This is a genomic window from Eubacterium limosum (genome assembly GCF_000807675.2).
Taxonomy (GTDB): Bacteria; Bacillota; Clostridia; order Eubacteriales; family Eubacteriaceae; genus Eubacterium; species Eubacterium limosum.
This window is the reverse complement of sequence record NZ_CP019962.1, coordinates 3,117,888-3,138,139: the sequence shown is the minus strand read 5'-3', so window position 1 is coordinate 3,138,139 and position 20,252 is coordinate 3,117,888. Positions and strand designations below refer to the sequence as shown.

Annotated in this window: 26 protein-coding genes; 2 read left to right on the top strand and 24 right to left on the bottom strand. The window is 56.1% G+C overall.

Features of this window, described 5'->3' with window-relative positions; all coding sequences use genetic code 11:
* Positions 1 to 263: 263 nt before the first annotated feature.
* Together B2M23_RS14705 and B2M23_RS14700 are read left to right on the top strand one after the other, a co-directional pair.
* Positions 264 to 581 (top strand): DUF4258 domain-containing protein, encoded by a 318-nt coding sequence (locus B2M23_RS14705; RefSeq protein ID WP_038354188.1) that lies wholly within the window; start codon positions 264 to 266, stop codon positions 579 to 581.
* 2 nt (positions 582 to 583) lie between these two features.
* Positions 584 to 817 (top strand): type II toxin-antitoxin system MqsA family antitoxin, encoded by a 234-nt coding sequence (locus B2M23_RS14700; RefSeq protein ID WP_038354189.1) that lies wholly within the window; start codon positions 584 to 586, stop codon positions 815 to 817.
* Positions 818 to 862: 45 nt separating this feature from the next.
* On the opposite strand, the gene B2M23_RS14695 is transcribed toward B2M23_RS14700, so the two are convergent.
* From B2M23_RS14695 to B2M23_RS14585, 24 genes are all read right to left on the bottom strand, one after another.
* Complete coding sequence (locus tag B2M23_RS14695) at positions 863 to 5,143, bottom strand: PAS domain-containing protein (protein ID WP_038354190.1); 4,281 nt, start codon at positions 5,141 to 5,143, stop codon at positions 863 to 865.
* A gap of 73 nt (positions 5,144 to 5,216) precedes the next feature.
* On the bottom strand, positions 5,217 to 6,161 hold the full coding sequence (locus B2M23_RS14690; protein WP_038354191.1) for a D-alanyl-D-alanine carboxypeptidase family protein: 945 nt from the start codon (positions 6,159 to 6,161) through the stop codon (positions 5,217 to 5,219).
* Positions 6,162 to 6,250: 89 nt separating this feature from the next.
* Entirely contained in the window at positions 6,251 to 7,372 is a 1,122-nt protein-coding gene (gene vanS / locus B2M23_RS14685; protein ID WP_038354192.1) for a vancomycin resistance histidine kinase VanS, read from the bottom strand.
* Positions 7,365 to 8,054 carry a VanR-ABDEGLN family response regulator transcription factor gene (gene vanR / locus B2M23_RS14680; protein WP_038354193.1) on the bottom strand — a complete coding sequence of 230 codons (690 nt, stop codon included), beginning with the start codon at positions 8,052 to 8,054 and terminating at the stop codon, positions 7,365 to 7,367. Before vanR ends, vanS begins: the two co-directional genes overlap by 8 nt.
* Positions 8,055 to 8,227: 173 nt before the next feature.
* Positions 8,228 to 9,235 (bottom strand): C45 family autoproteolytic acyltransferase/hydrolase, encoded by a 1,008-nt coding sequence (locus B2M23_RS14675; protein WP_038354194.1) that lies wholly within the window; start codon positions 9,233 to 9,235, stop codon positions 8,228 to 8,230.
* Positions 9,236 to 9,328: 93 nt separating this feature from the next.
* Positions 9,329 to 9,892, bottom strand: a complete 564-nt coding sequence (locus B2M23_RS14670; protein ID WP_341455949.1) for an EFR1 family ferrodoxin — start codon at positions 9,890 to 9,892, stop codon at positions 9,329 to 9,331.
* Between the two features lie 27 nt (positions 9,893 to 9,919).
* A complete protein-coding gene (locus B2M23_RS21755; RefSeq protein ID WP_341455923.1) occupies positions 9,920 to 10,123 on the bottom strand; it encodes a flavodoxin domain-containing protein in 204 nt (67 codons plus the stop codon).
* Positions 10,120 to 10,374 carry a DUF3781 domain-containing protein gene (locus tag B2M23_RS14665; protein ID WP_038354195.1) on the bottom strand — a complete coding sequence of 85 codons (255 nt, stop codon included), beginning with the start codon at positions 10,372 to 10,374 and terminating at the stop codon, positions 10,120 to 10,122. Before B2M23_RS14665 ends, B2M23_RS21755 begins: the two co-directional genes overlap by 4 nt.
* The gene (locus B2M23_RS14660; protein ID WP_038354196.1) at positions 10,367 to 10,852 is read right to left on the bottom strand and encodes a GNAT family N-acetyltransferase; all 486 of its coding nucleotides are present in this window, start codon (positions 10,850 to 10,852) and stop codon (positions 10,367 to 10,369) included. The genes B2M23_RS14665 and B2M23_RS14660 overlap by 8 nt, the downstream gene beginning before the upstream one ends.
* A gap of 263 nt (positions 10,853 to 11,115) precedes the next feature.
* Positions 11,116 to 11,571 carry a GNAT family N-acetyltransferase gene (locus tag B2M23_RS14655; RefSeq protein WP_038354241.1) on the bottom strand — a complete coding sequence of 152 codons (456 nt, stop codon included), beginning with the start codon at positions 11,569 to 11,571 and terminating at the stop codon, positions 11,116 to 11,118.
* A 5-nt stretch (positions 11,572 to 11,576) separates the two neighbouring features.
* A complete protein-coding gene (locus tag B2M23_RS14650) occupies positions 11,577 to 12,446 on the bottom strand; it encodes a MerR family transcriptional regulator (protein WP_038354197.1) in 870 nt (289 codons plus the stop codon).
* Positions 12,447 to 12,559: 113 nt separating this feature from the next.
* Positions 12,560 to 13,285 carry an alpha/beta hydrolase gene (locus tag B2M23_RS14645; RefSeq protein ID WP_038354198.1) on the bottom strand — a complete coding sequence of 242 codons (726 nt, stop codon included), beginning with the start codon at positions 13,283 to 13,285 and terminating at the stop codon, positions 12,560 to 12,562.
* Positions 13,282 to 13,896: a DUF6434 domain-containing protein gene (locus B2M23_RS14640; RefSeq protein ID WP_038354199.1), complete on the bottom strand. Its 615-nt coding sequence runs from the start codon at positions 13,894 to 13,896 to the stop codon at positions 13,282 to 13,284. The genes B2M23_RS14645 and B2M23_RS14640 overlap by 4 nt, the downstream gene beginning before the upstream one ends.
* On the bottom strand, positions 13,893 to 14,492 hold the full coding sequence (locus B2M23_RS14635; protein ID WP_038354200.1) for a flavodoxin family protein: 600 nt from the start codon (positions 14,490 to 14,492) through the stop codon (positions 13,893 to 13,895). Before B2M23_RS14635 ends, B2M23_RS14640 begins: the two co-directional genes overlap by 4 nt.
* A 72-nt stretch (positions 14,493 to 14,564) precedes the next feature.
* Positions 14,565 to 15,236, bottom strand: a complete 672-nt coding sequence (locus B2M23_RS14630) for a GNAT family N-acetyltransferase (RefSeq protein ID WP_333519694.1) — start codon at positions 15,234 to 15,236, stop codon at positions 14,565 to 14,567.
* Positions 15,237 to 15,303: 67 nt separating this feature from the next.
* The gene (locus tag B2M23_RS14625; RefSeq protein ID WP_038354201.1) at positions 15,304 to 15,780 is read right to left on the bottom strand and encodes an SAM-dependent methyltransferase; all 477 of its coding nucleotides are present in this window, start codon (positions 15,778 to 15,780) and stop codon (positions 15,304 to 15,306) included.
* Positions 15,781 to 15,869: 89 nt separating this feature from the next.
* On the bottom strand, positions 15,870 to 16,454 hold the full coding sequence (locus B2M23_RS14620) for a YcbK family protein (RefSeq protein WP_052237503.1): 585 nt from the start codon (positions 16,452 to 16,454) through the stop codon (positions 15,870 to 15,872).
* 315 nt (positions 16,455 to 16,769) lie between these two features.
* The gene (locus tag B2M23_RS14615; RefSeq protein WP_038354202.1) at positions 16,770 to 17,003 is read right to left on the bottom strand and encodes a DUF2922 domain-containing protein; all 234 of its coding nucleotides are present in this window, start codon (positions 17,001 to 17,003) and stop codon (positions 16,770 to 16,772) included.
* Between the two features lie 45 nt (positions 17,004 to 17,048).
* Complete coding sequence (locus tag B2M23_RS14610; RefSeq protein WP_038354203.1) at positions 17,049 to 17,282, bottom strand: DUF1659 domain-containing protein; 234 nt, start codon at positions 17,280 to 17,282, stop codon at positions 17,049 to 17,051.
* Positions 17,283 to 17,516: 234 nt separating this feature from the next.
* Positions 17,517 to 18,089, bottom strand: coding sequence for a sigma-70 family RNA polymerase sigma factor (locus B2M23_RS14605; RefSeq protein WP_038354204.1), 573 nt, complete (start codon positions 18,087 to 18,089; stop codon positions 17,517 to 17,519).
* Positions 18,086 to 18,271 carry a hypothetical protein gene (locus B2M23_RS14600; RefSeq protein WP_038354205.1) on the bottom strand — a complete coding sequence of 62 codons (186 nt, stop codon included), beginning with the start codon at positions 18,269 to 18,271 and terminating at the stop codon, positions 18,086 to 18,088. Before B2M23_RS14600 ends, B2M23_RS14605 begins: the two co-directional genes overlap by 4 nt.
* A 161-nt stretch (positions 18,272 to 18,432) precedes the next feature.
* Positions 18,433 to 18,858 carry a hypothetical protein gene (locus tag B2M23_RS14595; RefSeq protein ID WP_038354206.1) on the bottom strand — a complete coding sequence of 142 codons (426 nt, stop codon included), beginning with the start codon at positions 18,856 to 18,858 and terminating at the stop codon, positions 18,433 to 18,435.
* Positions 18,845 to 19,759, bottom strand: a complete 915-nt coding sequence (locus B2M23_RS14590) for a BRO family protein (protein WP_052237504.1) — start codon at positions 19,757 to 19,759, stop codon at positions 18,845 to 18,847. The genes B2M23_RS14595 and B2M23_RS14590 overlap by 14 nt, the downstream gene beginning before the upstream one ends.
* Positions 19,749 to 20,180 (bottom strand): hypothetical protein, encoded by a 432-nt coding sequence (locus B2M23_RS14585; protein ID WP_038354207.1) that lies wholly within the window; start codon positions 20,178 to 20,180, stop codon positions 19,749 to 19,751. Before B2M23_RS14585 ends, B2M23_RS14590 begins: the two co-directional genes overlap by 11 nt.
* Positions 20,181 to 20,252: the final 72 nt, after the last annotated feature.

The window sequence follows — 20,252 nt, the reverse complement described above, 5'->3', positions numbered from 1 at the left end:
CAATATTTTGTCAAATGATTTATGTAAAACATATGACATTTTATTGTATTTCTTAATCCACTTTAAGAATTAAAAGGCTTCATTAATAGATATTACCCAAAAAATTGAAAAACGGACGAAAATTTATGGAATCACTTAAAAAGCTTAGGAAAATGGCTGATTGGGATTTCAAGGTTTATTATTTGGGGGAAACGTGATATGATAAGAACAGAAAATACGCATACAGCAGAATATAGGATAAAAATACACATGGGATGTATAAAATGGAGCTAACAATTAAAACGCTGAGAAAACTTTGTAACAATAATACTATTTTTATGACAAGACATGTTATACAACGCTGTTATGAACGCGGCATTACAAAAAAAGATATTGTATATGCCCTCCATCATGGTGAAATCATTAAACAGTACGCCGACGATAAACCTTACCCCAGTTGCCTGGTCCTCGGACGTTGTCAAAACGAAAAATGGCTGCACGTTGTCGTCAGCTCGAATGGCGAAGGTCTTTTTTTCATCACCGCATATTATCCGAATCCAGAAGAATGGGAAGATGATCTTAAAACGCGAAGGGAGAAATAAATATGAAGTGTTTTACCTGTGGCGGAACCATGGAACCCGCGCAGACAACTTTTTTTTCACAATTAAAAAACTGCATCCTGATTGTTAAAAATGTACCCTGCTCAAAATGCTGCCAGTGCGGTGAGGAATACTTCGATGGTAACACCGTTGACCGCCTGGAGGATTTAATGCAAACCGCGGAAAATCTGGCAAGCGAACTGCTGATTATCGAATACAACAATAACGCAGCAGCCTAAAAAAAGATCGGCGCAAAATTGTGCCGATCTTTTTTAGTTTCATCCTCACGCTTTATTTTTAAGCGCCCTGCACAGCGTGGCGCGCAGGACTTTCATATCGACGGGCTTGGCGACATGGGCGTTCATGCCGGCGTCCAGGGCGGCCTGTATATCCTCCGCGAAGGCGTTGGCGGTCATGGCGACAATGGGAATGGTCCGGGCGTCGGGCCTTGGCAGGCTGCGGATGGCCCGGGTGGCCTCAAAGCCGTTCATCTCGGGCATCTGAATATCCATCAGGACGGCGTCGTAGGTGCCTGGCGCGGCGCTCTCAAAGGCCGCTACGGCCTCGGCGCCATTGACCCTGACCTGGGAATCCGCGCCAAGCATTTTCAGCAGCTCGCTGAGAATTTCAGAGTTGATCTGATTATCCTCAGCGATGAGGAAGCAGCGCCCTGCAAACAGGCTCTCATCCGGAAGGCCGGAGCAGTCGTCCTCACGTTTTTCAAGGTCTTCAGACGCACTCTGGGCGGCTGCGAATTCCAGCTCTACCCGGAAGATGGTGCCTGCGTGCTCCTGGCTTTCAGCGGTAATCTCACCCTCCATCAGGTCCACCAGCCCCTTGGTAATACTGAGACCAAGGCCGGTTCCCTCAACCCGCGTCACGTTGCGGCCTCTGGTAAAGGGTTCGAACACATGGATGAGGAACGCGTCGGACATGCCCACCCCAGTGTCGCTGACGCTGAACCGGTAGCGGACCGCACCGGGCGTTTTGACCGGCGGAATTTCCTCCGCCAGCAGTTCTACCCTGCCGCCCTCAGGTGTGAACTTGATGGCGTTGCTCAGCAGGTTGATCAGAATCTGATTGATGCGCAGCGGGTCGCCGTAAAAATAAGGGTGGCGGATATTTTTCGGCCGGGCGCTGTAGCTGAGGCCATTGTTCGCGGCCTGGGGCGCGATCATGGCGTTTAGCTGGCTGATCAGGTCGGAAACGGCAATGGCGGAATGGTTGAGGGTGATCTGTGACTGCTCGATCTTACTCATGTCCAGAATGTCATTGATGAGACTGAGCAGGTGTCTTGAGGCCACAGCGATTTTATCCAGGCAGTCCCTGACCCGCGCGCGGTCATCCAGATGGGCCGCGGCCAGGGTGGTCATACCCATGACCGCGTTCATGGGGGTGCGGATGTCGTGGCTCATGGATGAGAGAAAATCGCTCTTGGCCTGGTTGGCCTTTTCCGCCAGTGACAGGGCCTTTTCCAGCGCTGCCTTTGTCCGGCGCTCGGAGGCCAGCATGTCGGTGACGTCTGCCCGCACCAGGCACACGGTTTTCTGGTTCCGGTCGCCCCACAGCACGTTGATCTGCTTATACCGTGTCTGGTCTCCCACACGGTAGGGCAGCACAAAATCATAGCCCTCGGGCTTTTCCTTCAGGCGGTCACGCAGGGTGTCTAGGGAAAACTGTTTCCGGGCGTTGTCCTGTCCCCCGTCCGACTCGTAAAACTCTGCGATTCGGCCAGCGGATTTTGTGTAATCCTCCACCACATAGGCTGGCAGGTTCTCAAGGACGATCTGGCGCGTATACATGGTCGTACGGCCGCTGTCAATATCAATAAAACCGATCATCTCAAAGGTATAGGCGATCACGTTCAGCAGTCCCTGCTGCTCTCTTATGGAATCGGTGATGTCGGTTCTCGCCAGGCAGACGCGGCCCAGCCGCATATCCAGGGCGGAGACGGTCATATTCTTAAAAAGCAGCTCGCCCTTTTCGCCGATGACGGAATAGGAAAAGGAATAATCATCTTTTTCGGTGAGCTGGCCCGGCAGGGTATGGACATCCAGCAGCCTCGCAACCTGGGCTTTGTCCTTGGGCACAACCCGGGTATTTAGCAGGTCGCCAATCCATTCTGAATAAATCCCCTCCTGCTCGGGTGTATCGCTGTAGGCGTCGTCCTTTGAGATAATCCGGTAGCGGTCCTGGAAAACATCCACCTCGGCCACCAGGTCGTAGCTGGCCACAGCCAGTTTGCCCATCATGCGCTCCGAGATGGTCTGCCGGGTAATGTCTGTCACAGTGAGGATACCGGTCACATCCCCGGTGTCTGGCGTTTCCACCAGGTTTACCTTAAATTTAACATAGCGCCCCTGGGCTTCCTTGGGCAGCTTGATATAGCTTTTCAGAACCACTTCGGTCTCATTCCGCTCAAAGGCGGCCAGCGAGGGCGCGTTGAGGTAGGTGTTCAAAAAGGTCTGCTGCTCATCCGGGTCCACCACCAGCCTGGAGATTCCGGTGAAAAAGGATTCCCGGACGTTTCCAAAGGTCTTCAGGAGATCGGAGCCGGTGTGGTCCATGATTTCAATGATCTGGTTCTGGGTCACATTGCAGTGGCCGATGATGAGGGCGTCGGGGTCGGGCCTGCGGTAGTGCTGCAGAATGAGGTCATTGTACTTTCTGCGCAGCTGCTCCTGCTCCTCACGCTCACTGGTAATATCATGGTAGCCTGCGTAGATGCGCTTTTCCCCGCCGCTGCCCTGGATGAGCGACAGGGTGTTTTTAACCCAGAGATAGCTGCCGTCACCCTTTCTCAGGCGGTAGACCATTTCACAGTAGTTCTCGTCGTTGCGGATATACTCGGCCATCCGCTCATCAACCCTTTTGTGGTCTTCGGGGTGCACGCCTGCCATGACATCCTGTTCACAGGTTTGCCAGACCGCGTCAAGAGACATTCCAGACAGCTCGGCAAAGCCGTCGGAGATGTATTCGGGCGCCATGCGGCCATCCTTCATGCAGCGGATAACAACCACACCGCCGGGCAGGTTTTTGACCACTGTCTGGAAGTATTCCTCCATCCGTTCCTTTTCCTTCTGGGCGCGCACTTCCTCGGTCACGTCCTGCACATACTTGATGTAGGAGGGAATGCCATTCCAGTCGGTTTCCTTAAATCGGGTGCTGTAGAACCGCCCCGGCTCTCCCACATCCATGCTGTGGGTTTTGCCGTCGGGCGCGTGGGTCTTGAGGGTACAGAAGCCGCAGGGCGCGTCCTTGCCATACAGGGCCTTGTAGCATTTCTGGCCCGCGCAGCTCTGTTCCTCTCTGAACAGGGCGCCGGACTCATTCACATAGAGCAGGTCATAGTTTGCCTTGTCGATGACGTAAACCCCGTCGGCAATCTCGTTGGCAATGCTCTGGAAAAGGCGGGTCTCATCCGATATGCCGGTAAACACCGCGTAAAACCCGGTATCCCCGGACAAAGGCCCCATGCGCTGGCCGTTGAGGTGAATCCAGATCAGGCTGCCATCCTTATGGCGCATGCGGTAGGAGACGTCCAGGACGCCGCCGCTCTGGACCGCGGCGCGGGCAGCTGCGTGCACCCGTTCCCGGTCGGCCTCGTAAATAATATCGAAGACATCGTCCTGTACCATATCCCGGTATTCCTCACGGGTATGGCCTGAGAGGGCCATGATGCCGTCGGAATAAAAAGTCGGGATAAAACAGTCCCCTTCCACCCGGTAGCTGGCCACACCGCCGGGAATGGCGTTGACAATGTGCTCCAGCTTCTCGTTGGCAGCGGTCAGCTCCTTTTCCAGGCGCACTGACTCGCTGACATCACTGTAAACCCCATACAAAAGCTTTGTGCCATCCTCTTTTTCCTTGACTGAGCCGTCAAGCCGAATCCAGCTGTACTCGCCCTTGCGGTCGTTAAAAACACGGTAGGTGTGGTGTGTGGTCCCATTGCACAGAATGGCCTGCTGGATTTTTTTCCGCAGCGTATCCGCATCCTCGGGATGGACGCCCAGAAAATCAGTGGACTGCTCCACATCCTGGATGTGCTCCTCGGAATAGCCCATGATCTCATAAAAGGCCGGATTGTGAAACACCGGTGATATCCGGACGCCGTCGAACTGGTAAACGCACAGGCCGCAGGGAATGCTGGTAAAGGTCTCCTCCAGCTCAGCCCTGAGGGATCTGGAACGCTCCTCCTCCCGCTCTCTGTCCGTAATATCCACGATGTACTCGATCTGGGCCGGGCGGTCTGCCCAGTCGACAATTTTGCCGCTGAGCTCATAGACCCGTCCGTTCTGGGGATGCCTGAACTTTCTGACTAACAGTGTTTCCCGGCTCATTTTCTCCGCGCTGCAGAAGGGACACGGACAGTCCTGGCCCGCGGCCTGATAGCAGGTGAGCCCCGGCTTTAACAGCTGCCCCGAAAAATGCGCTCTTGCCATCCTGTTCGCGTAAAGCAGCTCCCAGTTGTCCAGTGCGCTGACATAAATCGCAACCGGCGCATTATCCAGCACAGACGCGGTCTGATCCGCCTCCAGCACGGACAAATAATCTTCCATTATCATAATTCCCTCCTGCCCGGGCTTTGACCAAGCGCCGGGTTCTGCTGTAATTGATTAATTCTACCACAGAAGGGGCTTAAACGCAATCCACCAGCCCGAAAAGCCGGAAGGCGTCCTCAAGGTGGCGGGGCGAGGTTTCATGGCTGCCCGGCGCCCCGGCCGTGACAGCAATATACTCCCGCCCGTCCTTTTCGGCCAGGGATGCCAGGCACAGCCCGGCCTCCTCAGTATACCCGGTTTTTCCGCCGAGGAGGGTCACCCCGTTTTGATACGACGTGCCCATGAGACTGCTCAGCGTGCTGCTGAGGCCCACACCCCCGGGGTGCCTGTTGGTGGGCTCTGTCTGATAATCGAAGGTGGTGAGCAGTTCCCGGAACTCTGGGTTTTTAAGCCCTGCCCTCAGCAGGACCGCCATGTCCATGACAGTGGTGTAATGGCCGGGGTCGTGCAGGCCCGTGGCGTTTTTAAAATGGGTGTGGGCCATACCCAGCTCCGCCGCCTTACTGTTCATCAGCTCCGCGAAATTTTCCTCGGAGCCTGCTGTGGCGCAAGCCAGGCCCATGGCCGCGTCGGCCCCCGAGGGCAGCACGCAGCCGTACAGCAGGTCCCGGAGGGTGAGCTGCTCACCGGGTAAAAACCCGGCCACAGAGGCCCCGGAGCCGCTCAGGCAGTCAAAGACCTCCCCGGACAGGGTGACGGTGTGGTCCAGATCCTCAAACTGGTCCAGGATCACAAGGGCTGTCATGAGCTTGGTGAGCGAGGCAGGATATATCTTTTCACCGCTGTTCTTCTGGAAAAGCACCTCGCCGCTGTCCAGGTGCATGAGCACTGCGCTCTCGCTGTACAGGCCGGCACCGCCCATGGCGTTCACCAGGTGTGCTGGCCCTCCGGGGCTTACGGCCTTAAAGGCAAAGACGACCATGTAAAGGCAGAGCCCCGCGATGATCAAAAACAGCGCCGGCTGCCGCCTGGCCTTTCTTTTTCTTCTCCGGGTGATGATATTTCTTCGGTTGTCATTCATAAAAAAACAGCTCCTTTCTGATGGTTTCATTAAACCACAGAAAGAAGCCGCGTTTTTTAACCTTTGTTTCTTTTTCCATTAAGATTTTCTTAACTTCGCAGGGGTAGCGTGACCGTAAAGGTGGTGAGGCCGGAAACGCTCTCGGCCTTTATGCCGCCCCCGTGGGCCAGGACGATCTCCCGGGCGATGGCAAGGCCAAGGCCGGCGCCGCCCGAGGCGGTGGATCTTGCTGTATCGAGCCGGTAGAACTTTTCAAAAATGCTCTCGAGCTTGTGGGGCGGGATGGTCCTTCCCCTGTTTTTAAAGGTGACGACCGCTGTGTCCTGAACTTCCCTCGCCTCAATTTCGATGACTGTGTCCGGATCGCTGTAGGCCACGGCGTTTTTGAGGATGTTGTTAAACACCCGGGCCAGCTTGTCCGCATCGCCCTCCAGATCAATGTCGCCGTCTGTCTTAAACTCGGCCTGTTTGTTCTGGGCTGTAAAAATGGGGTAAAACTCATCCACCATCTGCATGAGCATGTAGGAAAGGTGGACCTGTTCCTTTTCCAGCACCACAGTCTGCAGGTTAAAGCGCGTGATGTCAAAAAACTCATTGATGAGCTGCTCCAGGCGGCAGGCCTTGTCCAGAGTGATCCTGGTGTATTTTGCCCGCTGTTCCAGGGGCATATCCGGCGCCTCCTCCAGAATATTCAGGTAGCCGATGACAGAGGTCAGCGGAGTTTTGATGTCGTGGGCCAGGTACACCACCAGGTCGTTTTTGCGCTGTTCGGCCTCCCGCGCGTCCCGGGTGCGTTTTTCCAGCGACTGGCGCACCTGGTTCATCTTCTTTTCCATGAAGTCCAGCTCCCCGGGCAGCTCGATATACTCAGACTTTTCGTCAGCCAGGGCGTCGATCCCCTGGCTGATTTCATTGAAATACCGGGTGAAGCGCGTCATGCCCCAATAAAAAATCACGCAGAGCAGCAGCACATAGCCCGCGGCCATCCAAAGCCCCTTGTTGTTCTGGAAAATACCCCGGTAGAGCATCTCGGCCTCCTCCCCGCTGGTGAAATGAGCGAAAATATAAACCATGCCGTCGGCAAAGCGGTCCTGGAGAACCCCATCCACAAACAGGGCCATGAGCACCCAGCCCACCAGCAGAGCGGCCAGCGCAGTCAGCAGCACCTGGAGCAGGATTTTGCGCTTCAGTCTTTTAAACGAATCATCCAATTTTATACCCCACGCCCCACACGGTCTTTATGTACCGCGGGTTTTCCGCCGAATCCCGCATTTTTTCCCGGAGGTGGCGGATATGGACCATGACAGTGTTGTTGCCCGTAAAATATTTCTCACCCCAGACTTCCTTAAACAGCTCCTCGGAGCTGATGACCCGCCCCTTGTTTTTGCAGAGTGTCCACAGGATGGCGAACTCAATGGGCGTAAGCTCCACAGGCTTCTCGTCTAACGTGCACACATGGGTCTCCCGGTTGAGCACCAGACCGCGGTAGGCGGCAATGGCCTCGGCCTCCTGCTGCCCGCCGTTGTAGCGCTGGGAACGCCGCAGCTGGGCCTTGACCCGGGCCACCAGCTCCAGCGGCCGGAAAGGCTTGGTCACATAATCGTCCGCGCCGATGGCAAGTCCTGTGATCTTGTCGATCTCCTCCTCCCTGGCGGTGAGCATGATAATGGGAAAGGTGTACTTTTCCCGGAGCCTGCGGCACAGGGTAAAACCGTCCAGCTCTGGCATCATCACATCCAGCACGGCCAGCTCCGGCGGGTTTTCAAGACCAGACGCCAGCGCTTCCCCGGCGCTGTAAAATTTGCGCACAGTGTAGCCCTCGTTGCCCAGATAAAGCTCCACCAGATCCGCGATTTCCTCTTCATCGTCTACTACTAATATTTCCGTCTGCATTTTTCATTTCCTCTTTAAGTGTTATGGTTTCTCTTTTATTGTATCTGAACTTTACCTGAATGTCCTTTTCTTTTCCTTAGAGACCTCTTAAGATTTTATTAAATTAAAAGCCGCCCTGCCCTCTGGCCTGTTTCGGGCCGGGACAGGACGGATGTTTTTAAATCAGGCGACCTCTAAAAGCAAAAGCGCGTGTCCTCAAGGAATTTCCGCCTGCCGGGGTTGCCCTCAGCCCGGTAGATGGCCGGCGCGCCTAAATCGTAGACCACTGACCACACCGTGTCCTTTCCGGTTTTCCGGTCATACTGGCAGATGAACCCATCGCGGCCGGACAGCAGCGCCATGACCCCGGGCAGGCCCATGTCCCCTGCTTTTTTGTCCAGGGCGCGGGTGAGCGTCTGGTAGCGGGGCTCTGCCTCCCAGTCGTCCAGGATTTTGTCGCAGTAGTCGGCCATGGGCGCAGAATGGAAGCGGTTGGTCGCGCACACATAGGGCTTTTCCTCTGTGGGGCGGATCACCTCCACGCGGTCCCGGTTGGCCTCCAGCACAGCGATACTGCCGCTCCGGTCCGCCACCGTAAAGGTCTGGGCCGAGCTGATGGGCAACTCATGGATACATTGGATAACCGCCTCGGTGCTCCGGCATTTTTCCAGAAAATACCGCAGCAGCATGCCCGCGTTCATCCCTGGCTTTATGGCATGGGGATAGACCGCGGTAAGCCCGACCGCCAGACCGTGGGCGTTCACGCCGTCCTCCATCTCAATAAAGGCCGTAGAATTGCCGGTAAAGTCGATGGCTTCACCCGAGAAGCGGTAGATGGCATTGGTGTTGGTTTTTTCCAGGGATACCAGAAAATCGCTGTTTCGGCCAAAGAGAACCTTGTCCCCGCCAGCCACGGCAAAGCAGGAGCAGTGACAGGCCGGAGGCATGGCGTACATACTGAATAAAAAGGCGCGCAGCGGCTCCACAGCACATTTCTGCCCATCGGCCACGCCCTGTATTTCCGCCAGAATCTCGGGAAAATACTGCTGATACACAGGCACGCAGTCGGCCGCAAAGCGCAGCCGTTCCTCTGTTATTGGAAAATCAATGCGCTCCAGAAGCCTGCTGCCATGCTCTCTGAGCAGGGTTCCCCAACGGAACCCGATGTCATAATGGTTCCCTTTAAATCGGTTGTGATACATGTTTTTGCTCTCCTCTTCTTTTATCGTTTTAGAGAGCTACCGGTAACTCTGGTTTAATGGTAATTGAATAAAAATTTATTGTCAACAGGTTTATTAATAAAGATTTTTATCATCCACCAAAGCAGTATCCAGGTATTTTTCAAGATAACCCTGCTCGACGACTCTTTTCCCCAGCAGGGTGATGGCCTGGGCCGGGCATCTGCTGATGCAGCGGTAGCACATTGTACAGGCATCCGCAGCAGCCGCCTTACTGTTCTCCAGGTAAATGTTCTTCATGGGGCACAACTCAGCGCATTTTCCGCAGCCCATACATTTATCCGCGTCGATTTTCAGCTGATCCGAATAATGCTTCGTCCTGTTATAAAAATACAGCCGCTGGCCAAACAGCCCCGCCAAATGGTAAAAAAGCCCTAAACCCTCCTGGGGCGGGGTTCCCTGTCTGAGCGCACGGGCTGCCCTTTCTGTTTTCAACTCCGCGGCCGCTATGAGCTTCCGGTTGTCCCCCAAAGGCCTTTTCAGGGCTTTCTCATCACAGATGCTGTCAGGCATTTTAAGGTGCAGGCCGCCAGTTACAATGGCGCCATACCTGCGCAGCAGACGTGCCAGAACACCGGCGCCGTCACCGCTGAACAAGCCCATTGTGGCCATTACAAAGATTTTTTTACCGCTCCAGGCCCCTTGGTTCTAAACGATATAATCCCTCAGGATTTTAGGTACATTGCTGTACTGCACCGGGTAGCCCATCACGATCTCGTCCTGCTCCCTGATTCTGTATAGTGCTGTCTCGTCCTCGATGGAAAAGGCCTTGCCGCCTTTGCCGTATGCTTCCAGAAACCGCTCCACACAATGCTTTGAGTTTCCGGTTCCACTGAAATATATGCCGATCATGTGTTTTCCTGGCCTTTTATTTTGTGGGCGGTGATGATCGTATAGCTGTGGGCATTGACGGTAATTTCGCAGCCCTCTGTCCGGACGTACCAGTTCTTGCCCCTTCTTTCCATCGCCGCGTCCTGATTTAATATCCCCGCCCTGCACCACCGCACAGGGTCCACGTCCCCGATGGACAGGTTCTTCCTTATACGCGCCGCGCCCATTTCGGTGGTATGCAGCTTATCAATATTGGCCACTAAATCATTCATTGTCCGCCAGCTCCTTTACCATGATGTACTCCTCGCTGTTTTCGTCTGCCACCTCAAAGCCAAGGCGCTGGTAAAGCCTGACCGCGCCGTTAAGCTTCTGGACAGACAGGGAGACCTGCCCCCAGCCCTTTTTCGCGAGACTGGAAAGCATTGCCCGCATCAGCTCTGTGCCGATTCCAAGGCCCCTGTACGCATTAAAAAGGGCGATGGCAAGGGACGGCGTTTGGGCGTCGACATGCCCATAGTCCTCCATGATCCGCGCCCACACCGCTCCAATGACCTTTCCGTCCACCTCGGCCACCAGGGCAAAATCCGCCTCCTGGCCGCCGAAGCCACATACATAGACCTGCAGCTCCGGGGCGTTTACAATGGCCTTTGGCGGAGCCTCAGCCCCCTCTGGCATAAAGATCGCCTCGTATAAAAAATCCTTTAGCAGCGGGTATTCCTGTTCCCGGATCTCCCGGATGGTTTTGTTCATTGTCTGGCTTCTCCTTATCTCCCGAACTTTCCCGATATGAGGTATTTTAACATAATCCGCACACCCCGTCTATTTTGCCTGGGCGGATTCTGGATTTTTAAAGGGGGCTGCCGCACTGAAAAAGTGGCGAAATGACGCCCGTCAATATTAAAGCTGCGGCGGCCTTTTTAAGTCAATGGATTGTACAAAAAAGCTATCAAGCTTCCGTAATCCTTTGACGGTATTTTCTGCTTAACGATGCACGACAATCCCCATCGTTAAAGTTACGGCTTGATTTTCTCTTTTTTAGTGATGGCGAAGCCCATTTGCCTGTAGAGCGTGACCGCCCGCGCATTCCACTGTGCCACATGCAGGGTGATGGGTGCTTTGTTCTCCTGTCTTATGCGCTGTATTGCCCATAAAAGAAGCTTCCTTCCATACCCCTTTCCCTGACTGGCTTTCCTCACCATCAGGTCATCAATTTCATTGCCATAGCAGGACACTGCGCCGATGATGCTGCTGTTATCCAGAAGAATACAAATATTGTCCAGCCTGTCTTTCAGATCGTCACTATCTGTGTAGACATTGACTGGCTTGATTCCCAGAGCCTTTCTCATTTCACAGAAGCAATCATTGTATATTTTCCTGTACTCCTCCAGATAACCATAATCTAACGGGACGCAGACAATCCCTGCCGCTCCGACAGTCTCGTAAGGATAACACATCTCATAAACAATCATTGAGTTCACACATCTTTTCCAAAATAACACGCGAGCGCCCGCCCCACAAACACCGACGCCCCAGGGCCTTTCTGCCCGTCGATGGTTTTGATCAGCGCGTCGTTGTGGAGGTACCAGTCGATCATCATATCCCAGTAGTGCTCGCCCTTGTCAATGTTCAGATTCGCGGTCTCCCCCAGGGCGATGAGATCGCCTACAACGGCCTGTACCTCCGGCGATTCGGGGGCCTTTTCCCTGCTGCTGTACAGCTTTTCCATGAGGGCCGCATTTTTCTGGACCGTGCCGTCGCTTTTCATGGCCTCCATTTTTTCCATGTTCTCGGAAAAATGGCCGATGCTGTCCCTCATGGCCGCGGTGTATTTCTCAACGCTGCCATACTGCCTTATTGCGAGTCCCGCGATATGTGCTTCATCTGCTTTTACCTTTTTTATAAACTGCTCAAAGGCCTCCACACTGCCCCAGTGGCGGGTGACAACTCCGGCGTTTTCGGTTTTAAATTCCTCCAGTATCTGCAGATATTCGCTCAGGTCAAAGGCGTCAAAGCTCGCGCAGGCTTCCCCTTTTTCCAGCTTATCCAGAAGGGCGAGGAGCTTATCCAGCCGGTCGCGCCTTGCCTTAAGCAGCTCCCGCTGTTTTTTAAAGGCCCTTGCCCTGTCAAAGCCCGGGTCCGCCATGATTTCCCGGATATCCTTTAACGGAAAATCCAGCTCCTTAAAAAACAGAACCTGCTGCAGGGTTTTCAGGGCCTCATCGTCGTATAGCCGGTACCCCGCCTCTGTCACCTCGGTGGGCTTAAAAACGCCGATTTCATCATAATACTGCAGGGTCCGGACACTCACGCCGGTCAGCGCCGCCACTTGTTTTACGGTTCTCATTAAAATCAACTCCTGTCTCATTGATGGTCAAGAGAGCGCCGCAGACGAACCGGCCGTTGTTCTCTCTGCTTTCCCTCTTTAACCCGATTGTACACTATCACGCAGCGTGAGGGTCAATGGGTTTTGGAAAGAAATCCGGTTCGCTTAAGCCAGGCTTCAAAAACCCGCAGCTGCTCGGGCGTATGGAAGTAGTGCTCGCCGTCCGGCACGATCTCGAGGCCGCAGGAAAACCGGCTGGCAAAGGCTTCGACAGTGTCGCGCCCGCAGGTGTCGTCCCTGCCGCCGTACAGGATCTCGGTCGGCGCTGTCCATTTACTGACAGGGTGCTCAATCACATAGGTATAGTAGTCCCAGTACAGGGTCTGGCCGATGGGAGTAGCGATGGCCTGCTCCCGCCGGAGCTGCTCCCCGGTGATCCCAAATCCGCCCATCATGTTCTCGATCATGCGCCGCATATCCAGCAGAGGCGACAAAAACCATGCCTTTTCCAGGGGTTCGCTGGAATAGGCCATGAGACTGAAATACGCGCCGATGCTGTTTGCGAACAGGCTGACAGACTGCCACCGGGCCCTGGCCCAGCGCATGACCGCGGCCAACTCCGCCACGCACGTCTGCACCTTGCAGAGGGTAGCCTCATTCCTGCGGTCACCGTGCTCTGGGAGGTCAAAGCTCAGAACCTGGCAGCCGCCGGCCATCGCATTGGCGTTTTCGGCCAGTATGCGGATGGGCTCGTCGGCCTTGTGGGACTGGCTGCCGTGAACGGCGATGATGACCCTGTCCGCCGGACAGCCCCAAAGCAGGGCGGGGATGTTCTCAATTTTCATGGGTTTTACAATCATGGCTTGCGCTCCTCTCTGTTTTCGGCTTTCTCCCCGCCGGACAGGGCCTCAAGGTCTGCCCGCTCATAGCCGTTGTGGCCGGGAAGGCCTTTCTTATACTTCCAGCAGACAATGGCCTCCTCCAGGGATTTGCCCGCGTTGTCCGCGAAAAAATCCCGGATATAGGTATTGTACTCAAACTGCTGGCCGATGGCGGTTTTGCCCTTTTTCTTCTCTTTTAAAATCTGATCATAGGCGGCGACGGCGTCCCGGTAGGTTTTTCCGGTATTGGCCTTCAGCCACTTCTGGAAGGCCACGTTAAAGGAAAAGCCCTGGCCGATCTTCGCCTTAAAAAAGGCCCGGTGCCTTTCGGAGCAGACAAAATCCGGCTCGATGGCCATCTCCTCTGTGATGGCGCCCTCCCGTGCTTTTCCCGGCCGGCTTTTGGCCGCTGGGGCCATCACCCTGCCGGTATCCAGAAAACAGGCGATGCGCTCGGTCAGCTCGAGCTTCCCGCCGGAAACCGGCAGGCCGTTCTGCCTGCAAAAGGCTGTCAGTTCTTCCTTCAGGTAGTAATAGCTTCGGAACGTTTTGCTGTCCAGACGCTTATCCAAATCGGGGCGCTCACTCATACCGCGTCCCCTTCCGCCCAAGCCTGGCCGCACAGGCCCTGGGCAAAGACCCGGGCACGCTCTGCCTTTTCCGCATCCATAAAAATGGTTCCGTAGCCCATATGCCTTTCGGCCAGCATGCCCGCGTAGCGCAGCTGGGAGTGCCGGCAGTACCGCGTCACTCCGGCCTCCCATAGGTCGGCCCCGGCTTCGGGCCTGTAGCCGCAGGTGGTGATGAGGGCCAGCTGTTTCCCGGCCCACAGAGAGGGGCCTTTCTCATCGCCATAGTATTTGTTCATGCCGTAAACCAGCCGGTCCAGCACTGCCTTCATGGGCGGGGTGCAGTACCATGAATAGATGGGCGTGGCCAGCACCAGCAGGTCGCACCCGAGCACTGCGTCAAAGATTTCCTGCATGTCGTCCTCCAGCGGGCAGCCGAAAATGCGCCAGTCCTTCTGGCAGCGCCGGCAGGCCACGCAGGGTTTTAAATCCCGGTCATACAGCCTTATGGACCCGCAGTCCCAGCCGTTTTTTTCCATTTCCTCCGTAAAGGGCGCCAGCAGCTGCGCTGTGTTGCCGCCCTTCCGGGGGCTTCCCTGTAATATACACGCTTTCATCATTTCCTCCTTGGGTTTGTGCTGCAGAATATGCTTCCGCATTTTTTCCAAAACAGTCTCGGCCAGGTCGGCTCAGCCCAGGCCGTACTGCGCCCTCAGCGCCTCCCGGACAGCCGCAAAGGCCTTCACCGGAGGCTGGTTTCTCTGATGCGCGCCGATATGCTTTTCCATCCACAGCATGTTGTACCACCGGTCAAATTTGCAGCCGCACTGGTGAAACACGCCAACCGGGCGGTAGCCCAGGCGGGTGTGAAAGGCCACGCTGTCCATGCTCAGGTATGGGTCCTCCCCCTCCGGCACTGCGATGCAGGCGTTAAGATTCAGGATATTCTGGGCAGCCAGGCAGGTCTCAAGGGCTTCGTAAAGCCCCCGGCCAACGCCTGTCCCCCTGGCCTCCCGGCGGACGTAGACCGTGGTTTCTACCGCCCAGTCGTAGGCGGCCCGCTCCTTAAACGCCGTGGCGCAGGCATAGCCAAGGAGCCTGCCGTCCTGCTCGGCGGCCAGAAAGGGGTACTTCCCGCTGATGGCTTCCACACGCTCTGCGAAGGCCTGCACCGATGGCGTCTCGTACTCAAAGCTGACGGCTGTCTCCTCCACATAGGGCCTGTAAATATCCAGAAGCGCCGCCGCGTCCTGCGCCGTTGCCACCCGTATGCCCATCTTCTTTTTATCCATGCTGTCCTCCCTCTGGGCCGCGCGCCCGGGCGGCCGGCCCTCGATTTCATCTTTCTCCCATTCTAACACACCCCGGCCCTGCCGTCCATCGGCCAATAAAAAAGGCCGGCGCGAAGTCGAGCCGGTCTTTTCTGCCTTAAAAATTAAACACGCTTTCCCAGTCAAAATCGCCGGATTCCTCCAGGCTTTTGGGCCAGTGGCTGCACCAGTCCGGCACCGCGGGGCTTTCGACCCGGTCCAGGCTTGGGGTGTAGGGCTTAATGTCCAGCACCGGAGTCTGGTTGTCGGCGTCGGTGTAGGCGATCTGGATCACGCCTGACGCGTGGTCGATACGGATAACCTGGGCAGTGCTCAGGGCGATAGGATTGGGCCGCGCGGGTGACCGGGTGGCGAAAATCCCCATGACTTCGGGCGATCCCTTATAAGGGCTGGGGGCTTCGAGAACACCGCGGGCCGCGGCGGTGTCGCAGCCGTCAAACCAAAAGAGCAGGCTGATATGGCTAAAGCCCTCCAGGGCCTGCAGGGCCGGAATGTAGGCTGGCTCAAGCCGGATAAACATCCCCTCCTCGTTAATATCGACGGTTCCGACGGGCTTTACTGTAAACTGGTTCACTGTGTGACCTCCTTTATTTGTTGTGCCTCCAGTTTAAACCATGACATCATGTCAAGGTCAAGGCCCGGACGTTTTTTATTTTCCGTCCCTCAGATTTCCACATGAATGTACCCGCTCCCGTAATAGGGCAGCACGTTCATGCCCAGCGCCTGAGCCATCTGGGCCAGGTCACCCACCGGCACGCCCGGGCAGTACAGGTCCGCCGCGCCGCCCCGTTTGTGGAAGGACCAGGGCACCCCGCCCACCTCGTCGTTACGCGCCTCGCACCGCACGCCGGAGGTGATGATAACCGGCGACCCGCAGGCGCAGCGCAGGGCTTCGATCTTATCGAGGAGTACTGGGTTCATCTCGCAGGGCCAGCCGCCGCAGTAGCCCGCGCAGTCGCACTGGTACTCGTCCCGGGCGAAATGGGCAGTGGCCATGACCGGGCCGGCCTCCGGGGGCGGCAGCTCCGGCGCCTCCTCTTCCGGGCTTTCGGCAGCGGCGGGCAGCTCCCCTCCGGCGGGCGGCGGTTCCTCGGGCTCTCCGGGCGCCACTGTAGAAAACCCGCCCTCACCCGCCGCGGCGCTGTTTCCCACACCCCCGAAATGCCTGATCTGGGCGGTGAAGAAACATATGGAAACGACAATAACAATCAATAAAATGAGCATCATCAGATGCTTTTTTACTTTCATAAGAACCCCTTTTCTGAATTTTCTATTAATATAAAAAAGAGCCTGCGCTCCCTTTCTGAGTACCAAAAAACCTGAGAGACAAAGCCTTTTACCTAAGGAAGAAAAAAGTGTCCTGCGGCCTTGTCCCTCACAATGGTCTCTGCTTCTCTAAAGCTGATGCTTTATCTCGCCAGTGTCCGGCTGTGCCGGCAGCGCGGCACGATGCCTGGCCGTGATCCACAGCGCCTGGACCTTTTTTCTTTTCTGGAAAAAGGCGCAGTCTCGGATTACGACCCTTTTTTGCCGGCCTGAAAGGGAGCCTGCGCTCCCTTTATCTTAAACTTCCAGTTCTTCCTTCCGGACGGTTTTATCAATGAATTCATAGCTTTTAAGCTTCTGGTAGGCAAAGCCATCGGGCTTAAAGATGTTCTGGGCAATGACAACATCGGCCGCGGCCTGAATCTGCTCCTTCGTGACGTCGGGCAGATAGTCGGGCAGGCTGATGGTATCGGTGTCGCCGTTCTCCATCAGAAATTCCAGATCCAGTGTTTTGGTGTTGACGGTTTCCATGGTATTTCCTCCTTTCTTTTATGGGGTTGATCGCTCTGCTCTGCCTCAGGCAGTTTCCACATTATCGTAGTACATGACATTTGTGATGTCCTGGACAATGGGCTCCATGAGGGTGCCAAGGGCCTTGGCGGTTTTGATGACAGCTTCGCTGGTGGCGATGGTCTCGTCGAGATTAAGACCGCCGATGGTTTTTAATTTCTTCTTGATTTTCCCTTCATTTTCCCCATAGTTCAGGATTACCTGAAGCTGGGCTTTTAGCTTGTACTGTTTGTATGCCATTTTTCTTCCTCCTTTATTTTCCCGCTCTTGGCGGGTTCTATAAATAGAGACCGGAAAATGGGGTGGCTGTAACGGGGGATTTTAAATTTTGATTAAATTTTAAAATGGGACGGCTAAGGCTTGTGTTGAAAAGATTTGAATGGAAAATGGAGATAGGTTCGTTCCCCAAAGTTACTCTAACTTTGGACTCACCGTCATTCTCCATTCTGCATGCTCCATCCCATTACTTCCCTTTTACTCTGTCATTAAGGCTCTCAGCTTTTTAAGCGCCCGCTTAAGGCAGCGGTCGACGGCCATGTGGGAACAGCCGCGCCGGGCTGCGATCTGGCGCAGGGTCTGGCCTTTGTGGTAGCGGGCCTGGAGGATTTCTTTTTCGGCCCTGGTGAGGCTGCCGCAGGCCTGGCTGAGTCTTGCATAGCGTTCGGCGGCCAGGTAATCGGCCTCGGTGCGGGCAGCGGGATCGGGGATTTCCAGGAAGCGGGCGCCCGCCTCCCCCTCGGGCTGGTCGAGGGAGACGCCGGGTCTCACGGAGCGGTCGTAGCGGCCCTCCTGCTTCTGGCACCGGTACAGGCGCAGGTGCTCCTTGATAAAGGCGGTAAAGCCCCAGGGACCCTCGAACCGGCGGACGCCTGTGAGAAAGGCCAGGTAAATATCCTGCAGGGCGTCCTCAAAGGGCTCGTCCGGTGCCTGGCTGCTCTTGGCCGCGCTCAAAACCAGAGGGCGCAGAAGGCTCAGGAGCAGCTCGGCGGCGGTTTTGTCCCCTGCTTTGGCCTGATGGGCCAGGGTGTCGATTTCGTCATAGGTCATCCGTCCTCCTCTACTTTCAGGTGGTCGACGATCAGCCCGGGCAGGGCATCCTCGGCGGCCTGCACCTGGTCGTTAAAGGCGTCCTCGACGGCTTCGGGGTCTGGGGCGCACAGGGTGGCGGCAAAGCGGCAATAGGCAGTGATGTGGTAGGGACGGGATGTCCTCAGGTGTGTGGGTTTCATGCTTCTCCTTTCTGTCTGTGAGGCGGTGGATAAAACAGGCCTCAGGAATAAATAAGCATAGAATACAAATATTATTAATATATTATTAATGGTGGACAGTGGTGACACGCTGGCCGCACCCAAAACGGGGATTTGGACGTTTTAGGTGTCATGGCTGTCGGCTATGGGCAGTTATCCACAGGGGGGCTGTCCGCCTCGGGCAGGTCCTTGACCACGTAGACGGTGGCCGGGCGGCCGGTGAGGTCGGTGAGGGCTTCGGGGCCGACGTTTGGGGCAAAGGGCAGCATGGTGTACTGGCCCGGACTGCGGCCCCGCCGGGCGTTCTGGTAGGACAGCCGCCCGGCGTTCACCAGCTCGACCCGGTATCTTGCCACGTTGCGGTAGGTGGTGTGGAGGGTGCGCTCCAGCAGCTCGGGCCGCACATAGAACTGGACCCGCCACAGCCACTGGCCCTGCAGGGTGGGCAGCGCGCAGGCGTTGTTGCGCCAGAGCAGGTAGATCCAGAGCAGGGCGGCGCTGTGGCTGATGGGGGTTTCGGTTTCCCCCATCCATTCAAAAAAGGCTTCGAGCTCTTTAAAAAAGTTCACGTTTTTCCTCTGGCCCGGGCTTTTCGGTAAACTGGCGCAGGAAATGCTGCTGGCCTTTGCCGGTGATGAGCGGGCACAGGTGCACCTGGTGCCGGCCCCTTTTCAGGGGGCGCTCGGCCAGCACCATGAGGCCCTGGTCCAGGCTGGCCTGGGTGGGGTGGTTCCAGTAGTGGGGCGCGCTGCACAGGTAGCTGTTTTGCCGCAGCCATTCAAACAAACGCTTGCCGCCGGTATTGACGCCGGCGCTGCGCAGCAGCCGGGCCATGGCGTAAACGTGGATGCTGCCCTCCCCGCTGTGGAGCACCTGCCTTGCAAACCGGGCCTGGGGCCGCAGGCGGCGGAGTTTGGCACGCTGGCGGGCCGCCCGGTTTCCGGCTGTTTTAAGGCTCTTTTGGGCTGCGTCCAGCTGCTGTTCTTTATCCTTAAGCATGGCCTCCAGGCCTTTGCGGCGTTCGCTTTCCAGGGCCAGGGACTTGATGAGGGCGCTCAGGGCTTCGGGGTCCTCCTGCACTGCCGTCAGGGTCTGGGGCTCGATGTGGGCGCCGTACTTGCGCACAGCGGGCAGGATCACGCTGGTCACATAATGGCGGAAACGGCGGGCCTCGGGCAGCCGGCTGGACAGAATCAGGGCGCCCAGGCCGCTCTCGTTTACGTACCAGGACTGCTGGACGCGGCCGATGCTGTCGGTCAGGGGGCGTTTGGCCCGCTCGCCGGGCTCGGTATGGCGCTGCACCGCGCGGGTGATGCTGCCCTGGTAGCCGAGGATACGGCACAGGTCCCGGCCGGCGAACCAGACGGTGCCTGTGCTCTCCTGGGGGCCTGCCGGGTCGATAAAGGTGCTGATGTCGGCAAACTCGGAGGTGTGGAATACGGGGCCTGCTTTGAGGGTATTATGCTTCATTGGTAACCTCCTTGAGCGCCAATGCCTGGGGAATATCGTAGACAAGGGTCTGCATGAGGGTAATGGTGTCTGGGTACTTACCCTCGCAGATAACGCTGACCAGGCCGCTCCGGTCTACGCACACCCGGGCCTGGAAGGGGTTTTCGCCGCAGCCGCAGGGCTCCAGGAACACGCGGCTCCCCGGACGCTTGTAATGCTCGCGGACGATCTGGGCCAGGTTTTCGACCTTTAAGATCCTTGCGATATCGGCCACATCGTACCAGAGCGCGCCTTTTTTCCCTCTAAAGACCCGCAAAACCTCTTCGCCGTACTCGACCAGGGTAATTCGCTCGCAGCGGCCGGTCATGGCCATGTGCATGCCGGGCGCTTTCAGGTTGTTTTCAAATTGGTTTAACTGTTTTTTAAACGTCTGTTTTTTCATTTTGCTTCCTTTCAGAAGCACCGGTGCTTTGGTGATTTTTGTTTTTTCAAGCTTGTGGGTCTATTATAGCGC

Excerpts from the sequence above, each read along its gene's own strand:
- B2M23_RS14705 (WP_038354188.1), top strand. The coding sequence starts at position 264 with ATGGAGCTAACAATTAAAACGCTGAGAAAACTTTGTAACAATAATACT.
- B2M23_RS14700 (WP_038354189.1), top strand. The coding sequence starts at position 584 with ATGAAGTGTTTTACCTGTGGCGGAACCATGGAACCCGCGCAGACAACT.
- B2M23_RS14695 (WP_038354190.1), bottom strand. The coding sequence starts at position 5,143 with ATGATAATGGAAGATTATTTGTCCGTGCTGGAGGCGGATCAGACCGCG.
- B2M23_RS14690 (WP_038354191.1), bottom strand. The coding sequence starts at position 6,161 with ATGAATGACAACCGAAGAAATATCATCACCCGGAGAAGAAAAAGAAAG.
- vanR (WP_038354193.1), bottom strand. The coding sequence starts at position 8,054 with ATGCAGACGGAAATATTAGTAGTAGACGATGAAGAGGAAATCGCGGAT.
- B2M23_RS14675 (WP_038354194.1), bottom strand. The coding sequence starts at position 9,235 with ATGTATCACAACCGATTTAAAGGGAACCATTATGACATCGGGTTCCGT.
- B2M23_RS21755 (WP_341455923.1), bottom strand. The coding sequence starts at position 10,123 with ATGATCGGCATATATTTCAGTGGAACCGGAAACTCAAAGCATTGTGTG.
- B2M23_RS14665 (WP_038354195.1), bottom strand. The coding sequence starts at position 10,374 with ATGAATGATTTAGTGGCCAATATTGATAAGCTGCATACCACCGAAATG.
- B2M23_RS14660 (WP_038354196.1), bottom strand. The coding sequence starts at position 10,852 with ATGAACAAAACCATCCGGGAGATCCGGGAACAGGAATACCCGCTGCTA.
- B2M23_RS14655 (WP_038354241.1), bottom strand. The coding sequence starts at position 11,571 with ATGATTGTTTATGAGATGTGTTATCCTTACGAGACTGTCGGAGCGGCA.
- B2M23_RS14650 (WP_038354197.1), bottom strand. The coding sequence starts at position 12,446 with ATGAGAACCGTAAAACAAGTGGCGGCGCTGACCGGCGTGAGTGTCCGG.
- B2M23_RS14645 (WP_038354198.1), bottom strand. The coding sequence starts at position 13,285 with ATGATTGTAAAACCCATGAAAATTGAGAACATCCCCGCCCTGCTTTGG.
- B2M23_RS14640 (WP_038354199.1), bottom strand. The coding sequence starts at position 13,896 with ATGAGTGAGCGCCCCGATTTGGATAAGCGTCTGGACAGCAAAACGTTC.
- B2M23_RS14635 (WP_038354200.1), bottom strand. The coding sequence starts at position 14,492 with ATGAAAGCGTGTATATTACAGGGAAGCCCCCGGAAGGGCGGCAACACA.
- B2M23_RS14620 (WP_052237503.1), bottom strand. The coding sequence starts at position 16,454 with ATGAAAGTAAAAAAGCATCTGATGATGCTCATTTTATTGATTGTTATT.
- B2M23_RS14615 (WP_038354202.1), bottom strand. The coding sequence starts at position 17,003 with ATGGAAACCGTCAACACCAAAACACTGGATCTGGAATTTCTGATGGAG.
- B2M23_RS14610 (WP_038354203.1), bottom strand. The coding sequence starts at position 17,282 with ATGGCATACAAACAGTACAAGCTAAAAGCCCAGCTTCAGGTAATCCTG.
- B2M23_RS14605 (WP_038354204.1), bottom strand. The coding sequence starts at position 18,089 with ATGACCTATGACGAAATCGACACCCTGGCCCATCAGGCCAAAGCAGGG.
- B2M23_RS14600 (WP_038354205.1), bottom strand. The coding sequence starts at position 18,271 with ATGAAACCCACACACCTGAGGACATCCCGTCCCTACCACATCACTGCC.
- B2M23_RS14590 (WP_052237504.1), bottom strand. The coding sequence starts at position 19,759 with ATGAAGCATAATACCCTCAAAGCAGGCCCCGTATTCCACACCTCCGAG.
- B2M23_RS14585 (WP_038354207.1), bottom strand. The coding sequence starts at position 20,180 with ATGAAAAAACAGACGTTTAAAAAACAGTTAAACCAATTTGAAAACAAC.